Annotated in this window: 14 protein-coding genes; 8 read left to right on the forward strand and 6 right to left on the reverse strand. The window is 70.3% G+C overall.

Annotated elements, in window-relative coordinates; genetic code table 11:
- Positions 1-852: 852 nt before the first annotated feature.
- Positions 853-2,271 carry a chromosomal replication initiator protein DnaA gene (gene dnaA / locus ACTJIY_RS09505; protein ID WP_253051590.1) on the reverse strand — a complete coding sequence of 473 codons (1,419 nt, stop codon included), beginning with the start codon at positions 2,269-2,271 and terminating at the stop codon, positions 853-855.
- 546 nt (positions 2,272-2,817) lie between these two features.
- On the opposite strand from dnaA, the gene rpmH reads away from it, so the two are divergent.
- The 8 genes from rpmH (at position 2,818) to ACTJIY_RS09545 (ending at position 9,055) form a co-directional block, all read left to right on the forward strand.
- The gene (gene rpmH / locus ACTJIY_RS09510; protein WP_034225701.1) at positions 2,818-2,955 is read left to right on the forward strand and encodes a 50S ribosomal protein L34; all 138 of its coding nucleotides are present in this window, start codon (positions 2,818-2,820) and stop codon (positions 2,953-2,955) included.
- Between the two features lie 6 nt (positions 2,956-2,961).
- Positions 2,962-3,330 (forward strand): ribonuclease P protein component, encoded by a 369-nt coding sequence (rnpA, locus tag ACTJIY_RS09515; RefSeq protein ID WP_253051589.1) that lies wholly within the window; start codon positions 2,962-2,964, stop codon positions 3,328-3,330.
- Positions 3,327-3,659 carry a membrane protein insertion efficiency factor YidD gene (gene yidD / locus ACTJIY_RS09520; protein WP_440673651.1) on the forward strand — a complete coding sequence of 111 codons (333 nt, stop codon included), beginning with the start codon at positions 3,327-3,329 and terminating at the stop codon, positions 3,657-3,659. The genes rnpA and yidD overlap by 4 nt, the downstream gene beginning before the upstream one ends.
- A 60-nt stretch (positions 3,660-3,719) precedes the next feature.
- Positions 3,720-4,814 (forward strand): membrane protein insertase YidC, encoded by a 1,095-nt coding sequence (gene yidC / locus ACTJIY_RS09525; protein ID WP_440673650.1) that lies wholly within the window; start codon positions 3,720-3,722, stop codon positions 4,812-4,814.
- Positions 4,815-4,852: 38 nt separating this feature from the next.
- A complete protein-coding gene (locus ACTJIY_RS09530) occupies positions 4,853-5,380 on the forward strand; it encodes a Jag family protein (RefSeq protein ID WP_253052476.1) in 528 nt (175 codons plus the stop codon).
- Positions 5,381-5,674: 294 nt separating this feature from the next.
- Entirely contained in the window at positions 5,675-6,367 is a 693-nt protein-coding gene (gene rsmG / locus ACTJIY_RS09535) for a 16S rRNA (guanine(527)-N(7))-methyltransferase RsmG (RefSeq protein ID WP_440673649.1), read from the forward strand.
- A gap of 238 nt (positions 6,368-6,605) precedes the next feature.
- Positions 6,606-7,667: a ParA family protein gene (locus tag ACTJIY_RS09540; RefSeq protein WP_440673648.1), complete on the forward strand. Its 1,062-nt coding sequence runs from the start codon at positions 6,606-6,608 to the stop codon at positions 7,665-7,667.
- Positions 7,664-9,055, forward strand: a complete 1,392-nt coding sequence (locus ACTJIY_RS09545; protein ID WP_440673647.1) for a ParB/RepB/Spo0J family partition protein — start codon at positions 7,664-7,666, stop codon at positions 9,053-9,055. Before ACTJIY_RS09540 ends, ACTJIY_RS09545 begins: the two co-directional genes overlap by 4 nt.
- Positions 9,056-11,487: 2,432 nt before the next feature.
- Here ACTJIY_RS09545 and ACTJIY_RS09550 read toward each other — a convergent pair.
- From ACTJIY_RS09550 to ACTJIY_RS09570, 5 genes are all read right to left on the reverse strand, one after another.
- Positions 11,488-12,432 (reverse strand): D-alanine--D-alanine ligase family protein, encoded by a 945-nt coding sequence (locus ACTJIY_RS09550; protein WP_440673696.1) that lies wholly within the window; start codon positions 12,430-12,432, stop codon positions 11,488-11,490.
- Positions 12,433-12,612: 180 nt separating this feature from the next.
- Entirely contained in the window at positions 12,613-13,965 is a 1,353-nt protein-coding gene (locus tag ACTJIY_RS09555; RefSeq protein ID WP_374614700.1) for an aminotransferase-like domain-containing protein, read from the reverse strand.
- A 77-nt stretch (positions 13,966-14,042) separates the two neighbouring features.
- Positions 14,043-14,375, reverse strand: coding sequence for a thioredoxin (trxA, locus tag ACTJIY_RS09560; RefSeq protein WP_440673646.1), 333 nt, complete (start codon positions 14,373-14,375; stop codon positions 14,043-14,045).
- Positions 14,376-14,414: 39 nt separating this feature from the next.
- Positions 14,415-15,443, reverse strand: coding sequence for a thioredoxin-disulfide reductase (trxB, locus tag ACTJIY_RS09565; RefSeq protein WP_353706944.1), 1,029 nt, complete (start codon positions 15,441-15,443; stop codon positions 14,415-14,417).
- Positions 15,444-15,631: 188 nt separating this feature from the next.
- Positions 15,632-17,500, reverse strand: coding sequence for a protein kinase family protein (locus ACTJIY_RS09570; RefSeq protein WP_440673645.1), 1,869 nt, complete (start codon positions 17,498-17,500; stop codon positions 15,632-15,634).
- Between the last annotated feature and the right edge of the window lie 40 nt (positions 17,501-17,540).

The raw sequence follows: 17,540 nt of genomic DNA on the forward strand, positions 1-17,540 counted from the left end.
AACTGGAACGACGGGCCTGTGGATGGCCTCGTGCGCCGATCGCGTCGCGGCGTCGACTCGTGCGCGCCGTGCGTCCCGATGCGCGTCGACGGCCGTCGGGTGGTGGGTGCGGCATCGTGGTCGGTGGTCGGTGGTCGGTGGTCGGTGGTCGGTGGTCGGTGGTCGGTGGTCGGTGGTCGGGCGGAGGCGCGGGTCGGCCGCCGGAGCCTGATGAAGGCGTGTGGAATTTCCCCCTAGATCACACTTTCGTCGTCGTCATAGGGGTTGTGGAATGCGTGGAAAACGGGTGTCGTCGCAGGTCAAGCGGCAGAAATGCGTGTGGACGAACCCGTGGCCCCGCTGTGGGAAAGTCGCACGGCCTGTGGGCGGACGATCTGTCCCCACACGCCGTCCACCGATCAGTGCCTCGTCGTCCACACCGTAGGGCCCGTCGTCCACAGTTATCCACAGAACAGTGCACAGCGGAGTGGTCCGGGTGCCGTCCACAGTCTGTGCACGACGTGCCGTTTCCACAGCAATACCGGGGAAAACGCTCGATACTGCGCCGATCGTGGGGCGCCGCTGCGCCGTGTGGTCGACCGAAGATCGCCAGATCACGCGGATGTCACAACGCACAGGTGGCCTGTGGATGACTGTGGACAACTCGACCCACACGCTGTGTACGAAGGCGTGCGGAGGGCATCGCGGACCTCGTGGTGTCGTTCGGGAGGGCTGTATCCACAGGATGATGCACCCCGGTGGGCATCTCTGTGGATCTGTGGGGGTCTCTCGGGACGGCGACGAGCGGGCGTCCCGGAGCGCGGTGGACCACGGCCCGGACCACGGATGCGCAGCCGGGCCCGACATCGCGTCTCAGCCTCGGTGCTGCTGCTTGATCCTGCTCGTCAGCTCCGTGACCTGGTTGTAGGTCGACCGTCGCTCGGCCATCTGCTCGGTGATCTTGCGGTTCGCGTGCATGACCGTCGTGTGGTCGCGGCCGCCGAACTGCTGTCCGATCTTCGGCAGGGACAGGTCGGTCAGCTCGCGGCACAGGTACATGGCGATCTGCCGTGCCGTGACCAGGACGCGCGAGCGCGAGCTCCCGCAGAGGTCGTCGATCGTCAGGCCGAAGTACGCGGCCGTCTGCGCGATGATCGCGGCAGGGGTGATCTCGGCGCTGTCCTCGTCGGTGATGAGGTCCTTGAGGACGATCTCGGCGAGCGGGAGGTCCACCTGCTGCCGGTTCAGGTTCGCGAAGGCGGTCACGCGGATCAGCGCGCCCTCGAGCTCGCGGATGTTCGTCGAGATGCGAGACCCGATGTAGGAGAGCACGTCGTCCGGCGCGGCGAGCCGCTCGCTCGACGCCTTCTTCCGCAGGATCGCGATGCGGGTCTCGAGGTCCGGCGGCTGGACGTCCGTGATGAGACCCCACTCGAACCGGGAACGGAGCCGGTCCTCGAACCCGTTGAGCTGCTTGGGCGGGAGGTCGGACGTGATGACGACCTGCTTGTTGGCGTTGTGCAGGGCGTTGAAGGTGTGGAAGAACTCCTCCATCGTCTGTTCCTTGCCCTGGAGGAACTGGATGTCGTCGATGAGCAGCACGTCGACGTCCCGGTAGCGGCGCTGGAACGCGCCGGCCTTGCCCTCGCCGATGGAGTTGATGAAGTCATTGGTGAACTCCTCGGAGTTCACGTAGCGCACGCGGACGTTGGGGTACAGGTTGTGCGCGTAGTGGCCGATTGCGTGCAGCAGGTGCGTCTTGCCGAGACCCGAGTCTCCGTAGATGAACAGCGGGTTGTAGGCCTTGGCGGGTGCCTCCGCCACCGCGACGGCCGCGGCGTGCGCGAACCGGTTCGACGACCCGATGACGAACGTCTCGAAGACGTACTTGGGATTGAGCCTGCTCGGCTCGGCCTGCGGTCGGGGCGGGGGAGGGGGCGGGAGGTCGGGCAGACCGTCGTCCGGCTCGATGTACGGCCGCTCGACGGCGGGGCGGGACGCGGGAGCGACGACCGGGTCCGAGCTGAGCTCCGGGTCCACCGTGATCCCGAAGCGGACGTCGCGGCCGAGGCACGACGACATCGCCGTCACGAGCTCGTCGCGCACGCGGGTCTCGAGATAGGTGCGGGTCTGCTCGTGCGGCACCGCGATGAAGACCGTGTCGTCCAGGATCGCGAGAGGCTTGGCGAGGCGGATGAAGGCGATCTGCCGTGGCGTGATGTCCGGGCTCGCCTCGAGGATGCTCAGGGTCTGCACCCAGACGTCGGCGATGTTCTCGTCCGGGTTGGCCACGGGCAGTTCCTCACAGGTCGAGGGTGTGCGTCGGCGCGCGGAGCCGACCGTCGAGCGCTCGCTGACGGGCCGGGCGGGGTGCGCCGACGAAGGAAGGTCACGGGTGTGGTGATGCTGAGGTCGATCGTGCCATGGGAACCCCTCGTCCACATAGTTGTCCACAGGCTGTGGGTTGTAGGGTGAGCCTGCTCTCAGCGCCCGGAGGATGCCGTGGCGACCGCGACGGCGCGGCACCCCGCGCCGGGGGGTATCTCACGTCTCCTGGTTTGACCCGGGGGGGTCGCGCAGCGTAACGTCGGACAGCCGTTCCAGGTGTTCTTGGCGCGCCCGCGTGGAGGAGACTCGACACGAGGCCTCGCGTCGTGAGCTGACTGCACGGATCCGGTGCCCCCAGCAATGGCCCACTCGATCTGCGTGCCTGGACGGCGTGCGTGCGGGAGACCGCACGATGCACCACCTGAACCACCGACAGGCTCCAACCGGAACCTGTCACTGCATCGTCGAGGACACAGACGGTGTACCTCCCCGACGTTCTTGGAGTACCTCGTGAGCAAGCGGACCTTCCAGCCGAACAACCGGCGCCGGGCGAAGACCCACGGCTTCCGGCTGCGCATGCGGACCCGTGCCGGCCGCGCCATCCTGGCTGCCCGCCGTCGCAAGGGCCGCACCGAGCTCTCTGCCTGATCCCACGTGCTCCCCGCGGCGCACCGACTGCGCCGTTCCGTCGATTTCGAGCGGGCGGTGCGCCGCGGCGTGCGTGCGGGTAGGTCGACCGTGGTCGTGCACCTCTCGGAGGATCTTGAGGGGGATGCGCAGCCACAGGTCGGCTTCGTCGTCTCCAAGGCAGTGGGGAACGCGGTGCACCGCAACCTCGTGAAGCGTCGTCTGCGTGCCGCGGCCGCGGCACGCCTCGATGTGCTGCCCGCGCACGGACGTGCTGTCGTCCGAGCGCTTCCCGCCTCGGCGTCGTCGTCCTTCGACGCCCTGAGCGCCGACCTCGACCGCGGCCTCCAGAACGCGGTCCGGCGACTCCACGAACGCTCGGGCGTGGATCGATGACGACCACGCACCCGGTCGACGCTCCCGGCGTGGAGTCCCCCGAGGACTCAGGCGGAGCTCCCGGCATCGTGCGTCGCGTCGTCGCCGTGCTGCGTCGCGTCCCGGCGCTCACCCTCATCGGCATGATCCGGGCCTACCAGTCGGTGATCTCGCCGATGACGGGTCCCACCTGCAAGTACTACCCGTCCTGCTCCCAGTACGCCCTCACGGCGGTGCGTCGTCATGGCGCCCTGCGTGGAACGGGCCTCGCCCTCTGGCGGCTGCTGCGCTGCAACCCCTGGAGCCTCGGTGGGGTCGACGACGTTCCGCCGGCACGACACACGCACTAGTCCCGAGCCCCGTAGCGGGCGATTCACAAGCTTTGTCCGAAGTTGAGGGAGCAGTCACTGATGGACTTCTTCGCGTTCCTCGCCCCGATCGAGTGGGTCGTGGCGTGGATCATGTACCTGTGTCACCAGGGTCTGGTGTTCCTCGGGTTCTCCGACGGCCCGGGCCCCGCGTGGGTCCTGTCGATCGTCGGGCTCGTCATTATCATCCGCATCCTGCTGATCCCGCTGTTCTTCAAGCAGATCAAGGCGTCGCGCGGCATGCAGATGCTGCAGCCCGAGATGCAGGCGATCCAGAAGAAGTACAAGGGGAAGACGGACCCGGCGTCCCGTGAGGCGATGAGCCGCGAGACGATGGAGCTCTATCGGAAGCACGGGACGAACCCGTTCGCGTCGTGCATGCCGATCCTGCTGCAGTCGCCGATCTTCTTCGCGCTCTTCCGCGTGCTGAACGGGCTCGTGCCGATCTCCGACGGTTCCGCCAAGCCGATCGGCCCGATCGACGCCTCGGTCGCGTCCGACATCGAGAGCTCGTCCGTGTTCGGGGCCCAGCTCTCCGACGTCTTCCTGCGGACCGACGACCTGCAGACCAAGATCGTCATCGCCGTGCTCATCGTCGCGATGTGCGCCACCACGTTCTTCACGCAGCGCCAGCTCACCATGAAGAACATGCCGAAGGCCGCCCTCGAGGGCCCGATGGCGTCGACGCAGAAGATGATGCTCTACGTCTTCCCGTTCATCTTCGCGGTCTCGGGCGTCAACTTCCCGGTCGGCGTCCTCGTCTACTGGACGACGACGAACCTCTGGTCGATGGGGCAGCAGTTCTACACGATCCGGCGCATGCCTGCGCCGGGCTCCGAGGCCGAGCGCCTGCTCAAGGAGCGTCAGGCCCGCAAGCGTGCCGCGAAGGGCATCGTCGAGGATGCGACGCCCGTGATCGAGCAGCCGCGCGGCCAGCGTCAGCAGCCGAAGCGCAAGGATCGGCAGAAGGGTGCCGCTCCGGCGCGGCCCGCGGCGTCGTCGTCGACGCGCCCTGAGGACGCACCGGTGGAGGACGCGCCCGTGGCTGAGGACGGCCCTGTGACGGACAACGGTGCGAAGGGCTCGTCGTCTCCCGCGACGCCGAAGCCCGCGCCCAAGAAGAAGAAGCAGAAGTAGACCCGCGCCCGAGCGCGCCCGCCGTGAGGAGCACCGTCATGACGCCTACCGAGACCCCCGCGCCCGAAGAGGCCGCCACCGACGAGTCGTCGCGCGAGACCACCCGCCTGGAGGAGGAGGGCGAGATCGCCGCGGACTACCTCGAGGAACTGCTCGATATCGCCGACCTCGACGGTGACATCGACATCGACGTCGAGCACGACCGTGCAGCGGTCGAGATCGTCGCCGACGACCCTGCGGCGTTGCGTTCCCTCGTGGGTGACGGCGGGGAGGTTCTCGACGCTCTTCAGGAGCTGACGCGTCTTGCCGTGCAGGCGCGGACCGGGGAGCGCAGCCGTCTGATGCTCGATGTCGCCGGTTTCCGCGCTGACCGTCGACGTGAGCTCACCGCACGGGCCGAGGAGGCCATCTCCCGCGTCCAGTCGGGCGGTGCGAAGGTCTCGTTGGAGCCGCTGAACGCGTTCGAGCGCAAGGTGATTCACGACGCCGTCGCCGCAGCCGGCCTGCGGAGCGACTCCGAGGGCGTCGAGCCGCAGCGCTACGTGGTGATCTACCCCGCGGACTGACGCCGCTCTCTCCGTGCTCGACGTTCGCCCCTCGTTTCACGTGAAACGAGGGGCGAACGTCGTCGTGGCGACCATATCCCCGGATGTCGGCCCGGACGGGTGGTCGTGAGCATGGCGTCGTCGTGCTCTGGGATGCGGTCGGGGCGTGACGGTACGACCTCCGCAATCCGGTGCCTCCGCATTCCGGGGCGGCTCATGCCGGGATCGACGTCGTGCCTGGTCGACCTCGCGGAGTATGGAGAGTCACCTGCTGAGCGGGAACGCCGCCGGGCGTTTCACGTGAAACGATGTGGCGTGCCCATTGACGAGGAGGCAGAAGAGCCGATGCACGACCAGGCTGACGGCAACGCAGAGCCGGAGATCTCGCGGGAGGCTTTGGCCGAGTACTTCGGTGCGTCGTTCCCGACCGTCGAGCGGTTCGCGGACCGGCTGCGTGACGAGGGTGAGCTACGCGGGCTCATCGGGCCCCGCGAGGTCCCCCGCATCTGGGATCGGCACATCCTGAACTCCGCCGCGGTCGTCCCGTTCCTTCCAGAGTCCGGTCTTGTCGCGGACATCGGGTCAGGCGCAGGTCTCCCGGGGGTGGTGATCGCCGCGATGCGTCCAGAGGCCACCGTCTACCTGATCGAGCCGATGGAGCGTCGGTGTGCCTGGTTGTCGGAGATCGCGACGGACCTGAACCTCACGAACATCGAGGTCAAGCGGGGGCGCGCCGAGGAATACCACAGTGCGTTCGAGTGCGATGCCGTGACGTCGCGCGCCGTCGCCGCGTTGGACAAGCTGGTGCGGCTCTCGCTACCGCTCGTCCGACCGGGCGGGGAGATGATCGTCCTCAAGGGTCGAAACGTCATCCGAGAGATCGAGCCCGCCCGCAAGGTACTGCGCCGACTCAAGGGAAGTGAACCCGAGATCGTGGACGCACCGACGATCCCCGGTGTGGAGACAACGACTGTCGTGCGGATCGTGCGGCAGACTGGGTCACGCTGAACCTGTCCCTGTGCGCCGGCGCGGCTGGTGCGACGACACGGGGACGACCCGCGCTCGACCTCCACCGATGAGTGGACCGGACGGCGCATGCTGGGAAGCGACGACGGAGAGGATGAGACGCGTGACGGAAAGCCCTGTCGACCCTGGGGAGCTTCAGGATCGGTCGGCGACCTCACTCTCCCCCGACGGCGGAGGGGCTCGGAGTTCCGGGAGCGAGGAGGACCGGAGAGCGGCGCTCATGGCAAGCCTGCCGATCACGGACGATTCGACGCCTCTCGCCGCTCAGCTCGCCGAGGATGCCCGTCGTCGCATCGACCTCCAGGGTCGGCGTTTCCCACGCCCCACATCGACGCGCATCATCACCGTGGCGAACCAGAAGGGCGGCGTGGGGAAGACCACCACGACGGTGAATCTCGCCGCCGGCCTCGCCCTGGCGGGATTGAACGTTCTCGTCATCGACAACGACCCCCAGGGAAACGCCTCCACAGCGCTCGGGGTTGAGCATCGCGCCGGGACGCCGTCCGTCTACGAGGTCCTGGTCGACGGCGACCCGCTGGCCAGCGCCGTGCAACAGTGCCCCGACATCCCGACGCTCTGGTGCGTGCCCGCGACGATCGACCTGTCCGGGGCCGAGATCGAGCTGGTCTCCCTCGTTTCACGTGAAACACGGCTTCGACGTGCCCTCGACGAGTACCTGGCAGAGCGCGAACGTGAGGGCCTGGCACCGATCGACTACGTCCTGGTGGACTGCCCTCCGAGCCTGGGCCTCCTCACGGTCAATGCGTTCGTCGTCGGTCGGGAGGTGCTCATCCCGATCCAGTGCGAGTACTACGCGCTCGAAGGACTGAGCCAGCTCCTGAAGACGATCGAGCTCATCAAGTCGCACCTCAATCCTGGCCTGCACGTGTCGACGATCCTTCTCACGATGTACGACGGCCGCACCAATCTCGCGCAGCAGGTGGCGGCGGAGGTCCGCGAGCACTTCCCCGACCAGACGCTGAGGACGACTGTCCCGCGCTCGGTCCGCATCTCGGAAGCGCCAAGTCACGGGCAGACGGTGATGACCTACGATCCCGGCTCGACGGGTGCGCTCGCCTATCTCGAGGCCGCGCGCGAGCTGACGCAACGGGGTGCCAACCGGCCGGAGGATCGCGATCTTGATGCGCTCCCGCAGCACGAGCCGAAGCGGGAACAAGGTGTCGCCGCCGGGCCCGGCCGCGAGACACAGACGGTCCGAACGGAACACGAGTTCGCCGGCACCATCGGTGGTCCCGGCCTGCGGCAGGAGGAACTGCGATGAGCGAGAAGCGTCGAGGGCTCGGTCGGGGGCTCGGGGCTCTCATCCCGACGAGCTCGGAGGGGAAGCGTCCCGTCGACGTGTTCTTCCCGAGCCCGACGACGGACGAGCCGCGGACCGATGAGGCATCGAGTGACGGTGCGGCCACGGCCACGGCCGCTGCTGCGGCGGCAGACGAGCAGGGCGCCGCGGAGAGCAGCGCGGGCGCCACACCCGTCGTGACCCTGGTCGCCGAGTCCGGTTCGGGGCCCGCTGACGTGGACTCGCTGACCTCGCTCTCTGCCCACGACCTCGCCGAGCTGGACGCGTTGAGCGTGGAGTCTCTGCCCGTGAGCGTCCCCGAGGTCGGGGGCTCGCCGGCCGCGCGCGACGCGGACGACGAGACCGCGGCGCACGACGGCGAGGCTTCCGACGCTGTTTCACGTGAAACGGTGACGGAGACCGCAACGGGTGAGGAAACGACGCGACGTCCTGTCGTCGAGTCGGCATCGGAGATCCCTGCCGGCGAGGACACCACCGTCTCCCAGGAGTGGACAGGGGGCGCTACGGACGACCTCGTTCCGGTCCCCGGGGCACGGTTCGCTGAGGTGCCGACGGCGTCCATCCGGCCGAACCCTCGTCAGCCGCGCACGGTCTTCGACGAGGGCGACCTCGACGAGCTGGTGGGATCGATCCGAGAGATCGGTGTCCTTCAGCCGATCGTCGTCCGGCCTGTTCCGGGGGAGGACGGCTCCTTCGAGCTGATCATGGGCGAGCGGCGCTGGCGCGCGACGCAGGCGGCCGGGCTCGACGTGATCCCCGCGATCATCCGCGAGACAGATGACGCGGACCTGCTGCGCGACGCGCTCCTCGAGAACCTGCACCGGAGCGCCCTCAACCCGTTGGAAGAGGCCGCGGCGTATCGCCAGCTGCTCGACGACTTCGGGTGCACCCACGAGGAGCTCGCAGAGCGGATCTCCCGCAGTCGTCCCCAGATCTCGAACACGCTGCGACTCCTGCGGCTCCCGCCGCTCGTGCAGCGTCGTGTCGCGGCCGGAGTCCTCTCCGCCGGACATGCCCGCGCCCTGCTCGGTCTGACCGACGGGGCTGAGATCGAGCGTCTCGCTCAGCGCATCGTCGCCGAGGGGCTCTCAGTGCGTGCGACCGAGGAGATCGTCGCGATGGGTGGTCTGGACGGTGAGCGTCGAGCTCCCCGTGCCCCGCGGGCGGGTCAACGATCCGCCGCGATCGACGAGCTCGCTCACCGGCTCTCGGACCGCTTCGAGACGCGGGTCAAGGTCGACCTCGGCAAGAACAAGGGGCGCCTGACCGTCGAGTTCGCGTCGGTAGAGGACCTCAACCGGATCCTGGACGTCATGGCACCGGACGACCCGGGCCTCCTGCGCAAGTAGTCGGGGAGCATTCGTCTGGGTCTGGGTCTGGGTCTGGGTCTGGGTCTGGGTCTGGGTCTGGGTCTGGGCCTCGGCCTCGGCTGGCCCTGGGCCTCGGCTGGCCCTGGCTTGGGCCCGCGCTGGGTCTAGCCCTCTTCGGAGTTGGCTCAGCGTCGGAGGCTCCCGACCGGCCCAACCGCGCCGCGGCAGGCGGGGGATGTCCAGATCGGCCTTTCTCACGGCGCTGCGGGCGACAGTGGCGGAGTCGGGTCCGTGCGCTGGCCTTGCGCCACGTCGCTGGCGCAGATGAGGAGTTCCCGCAGATCCGTCGTCTCGCGTCGGCGGGCGCGCCCTGGCCCATCATCGTGGGGGAGGGGAGTGCATCGCCCCCGAACGACGTTGAGAGAGTGTCTGCGGTTGCGCTTCGAGATGCGGTGTCTGGGAGCACCAGTGGCGCCCGGGTGCCCGTCGCGACGCCGGCACAACCGTCTACACAGCGGTCCGCGTGAAACTCCTAGCCGTCGCGGTTCCTGAGGGCTTGGACGTTTCACGTGGAACAGGCGGCGAGAGAGGGATTCGAGAAGCGTGTCGACCCGCCCTCACTGGGTCGGCCGAGTTCCTGTCGAGCCACCTTCGCCGGATCGGTCGAGCAAGGCTCGTCCGAGAGAACTGGCTCGTCGGTGCCCCCGTCGCCGAGCACGTGGTACCTCGCACGGGCATCGCCGGAAGATGACCGCGCCCTTGCACGCTCTGAGCGCACGGCCGAGCCGAGACGCTGGGTCTCGCCGTAACGCCGCCGTGGCGCGACAAGGCGGGCTAGCCGGAACGTTGCCACGCGACAACAACGTCCACGCGCCGCGCGAGCTCGAACGATGTCCGCGCGCGCCGCGGGAGCTCGCCCGAACCCCCGACGTACGCAGCACCCAGCCCCTCCTTGCCCGCGGGGTTGCCGCACGTGCACGCCCGGGTCCGCGGCGGCCCCGCCGTCGGCGAGGTCGCCCGTCCGTCAGGGCTCGCGTCGTCGACGACGAGTACTCCTACGTCCGGCGCCGCCGTAGCCAGGCGTGCGAGCGTGCACGGGGCGGGGGCAGCGTCTCGTCGCACGTGGGTCCAGCGTGTCGTGATCGGGACGGTGCAGCAGCTCGGAGGCGGCAACCTGGTCGGTCGTTTCACGTGGAACATCGCGTTCTCGGGCACCACGGGGTTGGCCCGCGCAGAGCGGCTGCTCGTCCGGCAGCGCCTCGGGGGGTTCGGCAATGTGCCCGCGTCGTCCTGCCCGCGATGGCTGGTCGGCAGGTGCGAGCACGCGCGGGTCAGGGCCACTCGCCGCGCGGCCCGCGTGGGACGCGAGATTCCAGGGGACAGCGCGCCACCGCTTGCCGAGAACCTGGCCTCGATCAGCGGTCGCCGGCATGGCGTCGGCACTTCACGTGGCACCACGGTCGCTGCGCGGTTCCCTGGCGTCGTTTCACGTGAAACCCCGGCCCCAGCCTGGTGCGGGACGACCCTTCAGGTGGCGTCGGGTGCGCCTGGCAGGGAGGTCTGTGTTTCACGTGAAACGGATTTCGTCGCCTTGTGGGCGATCGATCGGGACCGTCGTCCATTCGCCGAGCCTGCGAAGCGTCGGCGGGCCCGTTCCATATCGCCCCGGTGAGACTTATCCAGCGGATTGTCGCGGCAGCAGGATCGGATTCCCCCTGAAGGGGATCGCACACCGGAGTGCGGTGACGGGCGTCCGTCATACGGCGCCGCGCGAAGAGCGGCGGCACACCGACGAGTGCCTGCTTCGAGCAGGGGCCCTCACCGGCACGCACCCGCCGGTCGTCCGCGCGAGCGCCCTAGGGGAGCGAGCATCGAACGTGTGCGAGTCCTCTGCCGAAGCGAGCGTCGACCGTGTGCCGAGCCGGGGGCGTCGAAGCGGACTGGACGCCGTTCGGCCCATGTTGCGATCGCGACCGAGGTGACCGTTTCATCGCCGCGGGGATCGACTTCCGCCACTGTGGTGCCTCAGCACGACCCGACCACGTCGGGTGGAGGACCAGGGAGAACGTACCGTCGTCCAGACTGACGACGACGTCATCCGAGCGCCAGGAGGGAGGCTCGACGCGTGCGATCCGTCCCGCGAGCTCGTGGCCCGGACTCAGCTACCGCTCGAGCTCGCAGAGCTCAGCAGCCCAGTCCTCCGCGGGTCGTCCCGGACCTCGCCGCCGCCGCTCGCTGCCCGAGGGCCTGAGCCCCACCACGGATCGATCCCGCCATCGCCCCGTGACGAGAGGCGCATCGTCCGCCGAGCACCGGATCGGAAAGCCTCGAGGTCGGGGGCGAGGACGGCCGCGAGGACGGTCCGGCGCCGGCGAGAGCCCATCGACACTCGACGTTCCACGTGAAACACGGCGCGCACGGGGCGCACGGGGCGCACGGGGCGCACGGGGCGCCGCGGCGGTCGAGGACGCTCAGCGGCGCACGTGGGTGTGGACGAGCGAGCGGTAGAGGTGACCCAGATCGAGGCCGGCGGCACGCGCGGCCTGGGGGAGGAGCGACGTCTCGGTCATGCCCGGTGCGACGTTGACCTCGAGGAACTGCACCACTCCGTCGGGGTCGAGGATGACGTCCGTGCGGGAGAGGTCGCGCAGCCCGAGCGCGGCGTGCGCACGCACCGCGACCTCGCGGACGATGTCCAGCACGTCGTCGTCCAGACGTGCGGGGGCGAAGTACTCGGTCCGCCCGGGGTTGTACCGCGCGTCGAAGTCGTACGTGCCCGTCGTGACGATCTCGACCGGGGGCAGCGCTTCGGGACCGGTGCCGACGTCAACGACGCTGACCGCGAGCTCGACGCCACGCACCGCGCGCTCGATCAGGGCGACGTCCCCGTAGGCGAAGCAGTCGACCATGGCGCGCGGGAGCTGGTCCGCTCGCTCGACCAGGGTGACACCGAGCGCCGAACCGCCATGGGTCGGCTTGACGACGAGGGGGAGGCCGAGCCGGGCCACGAGCGCGTCCAGGACGGGCTGGGCGCCGAGCTCGCGGAAGAGGCTCTGGGGGAGGGTCACGTACTCGGGTGTGCACAGGCCCGCGCCGAGCACGACGCTCTTCGCGACGGGCTTGCTCCACGCCGAGCGGCTCTCCCGCGGTCCGGTCCCCACGTAGGGCACGCCGACGAGCTCGAGCACGTCGCGGATGGAGCCGTCCTCGCCGCTCGCGCCGTGCAGGAGCGGCCACACGACATCAGGGCGGGTCGCATCGAGGAACGGGAGGAGGTCCGCGTCGACGTCGTGGACCGTCACCTCGAGGCCGGCAGCGCGCAGGCTCTCGGCGACGCGGCGTCCGGACCGCAACGAGACGTCGCGCTCGTGGGACAGCCCGCCCGCGAGGATGACCACGTGGTTGCCCGCGGGCACCTCGTCATCGGGCCGGAGAAGGCGAAGGTGCTGGTCAGGGCGTTGCGCGTCGGTCTCGGCCGCGCCACCGGCCTCGTCCGCCGTCGTCGGGGTGCTCGTGGTCGTGTCCACTGTTGACGGACTCCTGTTCGGTGCCGGCGTCGCCCGGTAGGGTCCGCTCGGCGTCGTGGTGTAAGAACTTCAGGCCAGGTCGGGCGACGGGTTCTCGACGTCCGTGACGTCAGGGTCGAGCTCGGCGTTCGTCCCGAAGATCTCGACGAGCTCCTGCTCGGCGTTGACGACGCCGGCGAGGCGCCGAACTCCCTCACGGATCCGCTCGGGGGTCGGGAAGCAGTACGAGAGGCGCACGTGGCTCGAGCCCGTGCCGTCCGCGTAGAACGCCGTGCCGGGGACGTAGGCGACGCGGGCCGTCACGGCGCGCGGCAGCATCGATCGGGCGTCGAGGCCCTCGGGGAGCTGCACCCACGTGTAGAAGCCACCGTCCGGGACGGTCCAGCGGGCCGAGGGGAGATGCTCCGAGAGCGCACCGATCATCGCGTCGCGCCGCTCCCGGTAGAGCTCGCGGAACTGCTTGATCTGGCCCTTCCAGTCGCACGTGTCGAGGTAGGCGGCGATCGCGAGCTGTGACGCGTTGGAGGGGCACAGGATCGCCGACTCGCTCGCGAGCACGAGCTTCTCGCGCACCGCGTGCGGCGCGACCACCCAGCCGACCCGGTACCCGGGGGCGAAGGTCTTGGAGAAGGACCCGAGATAGAGGACGCCGTCCTCGTCGAGCGACCGCAGCGCGGGGAGCGTCTGGCCGTCGAAGCCGAGGAGCCCGTAGGGGTTGTCCTCGATGACGAGGACGCCGTAGCGCTGCGCGATCTCCAGGATGCGCGGGCGGCGCTCCGCGGTGAGGGTCACACCGGCGGGGTTGTGGAAGTTGGGCACGGTGTAGAGCAGCTTGACGCGTCGGCCGTCGGCGGCGAGACGGGCGAGCGTCTCCTCCAGCGCCTCGGGGACGAGGCCGTGCTCGTCGAGGGGCACGTGGACGACGTCGGCCTGGTACGACCGGAACACGCCGAGGGCGCCGACGTAGCTCGGTGCCTCGGCGACGACGACGTCACCGGGGTCGACGAAGATCCGGGTCACGAGGTCCAGGGCCTGCTGCGAGCCCGTCGTCACGACCACGTCGTCGGGGTGGCACTCGATCCCCTCGAGCCGGACCACGTCGAGGATCTGCTCGCGGAGCGTCTCGTCGCCCTGCCCGGACCCGTACTGGAGCGCGGTCGCGCCACGCGTCGCGACGAGTCGCTGCATGGTGTCGGCGATCTGGTCGAGCGGGAGTCCTTCGAGGTACGGCATCCCGCCGGCGAGCGACACGACCTCGGGGCGGTTCGCCACGGCGAACAGCGCCCGGATCTCCGACGCTCGCATCCCGTGCGCTCGCTCTGCGTAGGCACCGAACCACGGGTCGAGGCGGGTGCCGCCGGGAGCGGGCTGCTGCGGGGGAGTCGTCGGTCCAGTCACGACCCCCAGTGTCGCACGGTGCATCGGGGGATCCCGTGAAGACGCCGGAGGGCGGACCGCGGTGCGCGCGGTCCGCCCTCCGGGCAGTGATCGGGTGCGGCTCAGTCCGCCGTGGCGAGCACGGCGTCGATCTCCTCGGTGAGCGCGCGCTTGGGGCGCGCCCCGATGATCGACTTCTGCAGCTCGCCGCCCACGTAGACGTTCAGCGTCGGGATCGACACGATCCCGTAGGCGCCGGTCGTCTCGGGGTTGGCGTCCGTGTCGAGCTTGGCGATCTTGATCTTGCCGTCGTACTCCTCGGCAAGCTCTTCGAGGATCGGCGCGACCTGGCGGCACGGGCCGCACCACGTCGCCCAGAAGTCGACGAGGACGGGGACCTCGGACTCGAGGACCTCGGCACGGAACGTGTCGTCGGTGACCGGAACGGTCGGCATGGTGACCTCCTGCGGTAGGACTCGGTGGGTGAGGGACGCTCAGGCCTGCAGCTCGGCGAGCGCCTCGGGCAGCTCGTCGGGGTTCGGCGTGGTCGGCGTGCCGGCGAGGTCCTCCAGGCCGGCGGCGTCGGCGAGCTCGGTGAGGTAGCGCTGTGCGTCGAGCGCGGCCGCGCAGCCGGAGCCCGCCGCGGTGATGGCCTGGCGGTAGGTGTGGTCGACGGCGTCGCCGCACGCGAACACGCCCTCGAGGTTGGTCGCGGTGGTGCGCCCGACGACCTGGATGTAGCCCTCGTCGTCCAGGTCGATCTGTCCCTTGACGAGCTCGGTGCGGGGCTCGTGCCCGATCGCGACGAACAGGCCCGTCGCGGGGAGCTCGCGCTCCTCGCCGGTCACGGTGTCGCGCAGGGTCACGCCCTCGACCTTGTTCTCGCCGTCGATCCCGGTGACCTCGCTGTTCCAGGCGAACTCGATCTTCGGGTCGTTCAGGGCTCGGTCGGCCATGATCTTCGAGGCGCGCAGCTCGTCGCGACGGTGCACCAGGGTCACCTTCTCGGCGAAGCGGGTGAGGAACGTGGCCTCCTCCATCGCGGAGTCCCCGCCGCCGACGACGGCGATGTGCTGGTCGCGGAAGAAGAACCCGTCGCACGTCGCGCACCACGAGACGCCGCGGCCGGACAGGCGCTTCTCGTCGTCCAGGCCGAGCTCACGGTACGCGGACCCGGTCGCGAGGATGACGGCGCGGGCACGGTAGGTGTCGCCGTTGCCCGTCACGACGGTCTTGACCGGGCCCTCGAGGTCCAGCAGCGTGGCGTCGTCCCACTCGATGCGCGCGCCGAACCGCTCGGCCTGCTTGCGCATGTTCTCCATGAGGTCGGGGCCCATGATCCCGTCGGGGAACCCGGGGAAGTTCTCGACGTCCGTCGTGTTCATCAGCGCGCCACCGGCGGTGACCGAGCCCGCGAGCACGAGCGGGGCCAGCCCCGCGCGCGCCGCGTAGATCGCCGCGGTGTACCCCGCGGGACCGGACCCGACGACGATCAGGTTCTGGACGGCAGACTGCTCGGTCACGTGCTCTCCTCGATGCTCGGTGCGTGGCGGCCGACCACGCGAGAGTGTGAACGCCGCTGGGGCGGCTTCTGTTCCACGGTACGGGTGTTCGGCACGCTACGGGGACCGGGCGCACGGCGCGCGGGCCGTCCACGCACCGTGGGTGGGTGACGGCCGGACCGGGGTCATGTCCTCCGGCGACCGGGTGGTCAGGAGATGAGGATCTCGTTGATCTCCGCGCGGAACTCCCCGGACGGGTTCTGCGGCAGCTCGGTGAACCACAGCACGATCGACTCCGCCTCGACGGGCTGGTCGAACGTAAACTCCGCACCGGGGGCGAGCGGCCCGGAGGCGAGGACCGGGCCCTCCGTGGGGGCGTCCGGTCTCGTGGCACGGATCTCGACGTTGCCGCCGGTGACGGCCGTGTCGAGCACGACCGTCGACACCGGCGCCTTCTCCTCGAGCGTGACCGCGAACCCGATCCCGGTGCGCAGGCCGGCGAAGTTGGCGGCGTTGTACCGGCGCGAGAACCACGTGGTGTCGGGCTGCTGGTCGTAGGCGAGCGGGGCGAGCTCGGGGTGCTCCCCGTCGTTGTTCCCGGAGGCGTCGCCCTCGGGGTCCAGAGCCTGGCCCGAGGCGATCACGGGACGGACCTCCGTCGCCGGGGGCGCCTGCTCCCCCTCCGCCGTCTCTCCGTCGCCCTCGGACGGGGCCTGCGACCCCTCGCCCGTGGGCTCCTCCTCGCTCGTCTGCAGAGCGGGCCCGAAGCCGTCGAACGCCGTGCCGACCGCCCACACGACACCCCAGACCACGAGGCCGAGGACGAGGACGAGGACGATCGGGGTCGCGTTGAAACGGCGGGGACCGCGTCGGCGGGGTGCGGGCTCGCTCCAGGCCTGCGGCTCCTCCGTGACCGGGGGCACGGGCGGCGGCGCGGCCGCGTACTGGACGGGCGTTGCGCCGGCGTCGTACCCGACGGGCGGCGGGGGGACCGCGTACGCCGCGGTCGCCGGGTCCGGTGCCGGCGGCGGGACCGCGGCGGTCGCACCCGTGGCGGCCCCGGCGGCGTACGCGACGCCCGGACCGGCGGACCCGGGCACGTCCCCCACGCGGTGGATGCGTCCGGTGGTCGGTCGTCGGACCGGGGGTGCGGGCGGAGGCGTGCCCGGGGGGGCGCTCGTCGCGCCGTCGAACGCCGTGCGGACGGACTGGCGGCTCACGCCCGCCGTCGCGGGCTGCACGAAGGACGGCAGGGCGGCGACGACCGAGACCTCGCCCCAGGGCTCGACCGCGCCGACGACGTCCGCGGGGGAGCGGGGCGCGTCGCCCGCAGGCGGTGCCGTCCACTCCTCCGCCGTGCCCTGCGTGCCGGCGAAGGCACGCGCGCAGAGCGCGTCGAGCTCGGCCGGGACGTCGGGGCGGACGGCGGAGAGCGGCAGGATCTCGTCGCCCGCGCGCTGCGCGGGCAGCGGGTGGATGGCGTCGGGGGCGATCCAGGGCACGTCGAGGGACGGCCCGGCCCAGCGCGCGGTCATCGCGTAGTAGAGGAGGGCGACGAGCCCGACGGCGTCGGTGCGCGACGTCAGGTCGGCGTCGTGCTGGTCGTGCCCGGCCACTCCCGCGTCGAGGCCGAGGCCGGTGAGGAGGACGCGGCTGCCGTCGACGCGGACCGCGTCGGGTCGCAGCGCGAGGTGGTGGACCCCCCGTCGGCGGGCGACCTCGAGCGCAGCCGCGGCCTCGCCGACGATCGCGCGGGCCTGCTGCGGGTCGACGATGCCGCCCGCGACGACCTCGCTCAGCGTGATGCCCGTGTACCGCTCGGTCACGACGTACGCGACGCCGTCCTCCGTCCCGACGTCGAGGACGCGGGTCAGGCGCGGGTCGACGACGAGCGCGGCGCGCCGGGCGGAGTCGAGGGCGTCGGCGACGTGCGCGCCGGAGACCAGCGAGATCCGGACGGGCCGGTCGAGGATCTGGTCGTGCGCCGACCATGCGGTGACGTCCGACAGGTCGGACGCGAGCTGCTCGTCGAGCCGGTAGCGCGCGACGAGCAGTGTTCCTGGGGCCACGCCGTTCACCGGACCTCCTCCGTGGGACTCGTGGTCGACACACCATGGT

This window comes from Cellulosimicrobium sp. 22598 (assembly GCF_052044445.1).
Taxonomy (GTDB): Bacteria; Actinomycetota; Actinomycetes; order Actinomycetales; family Cellulomonadaceae; genus Cellulosimicrobium; species Cellulosimicrobium cellulans_G.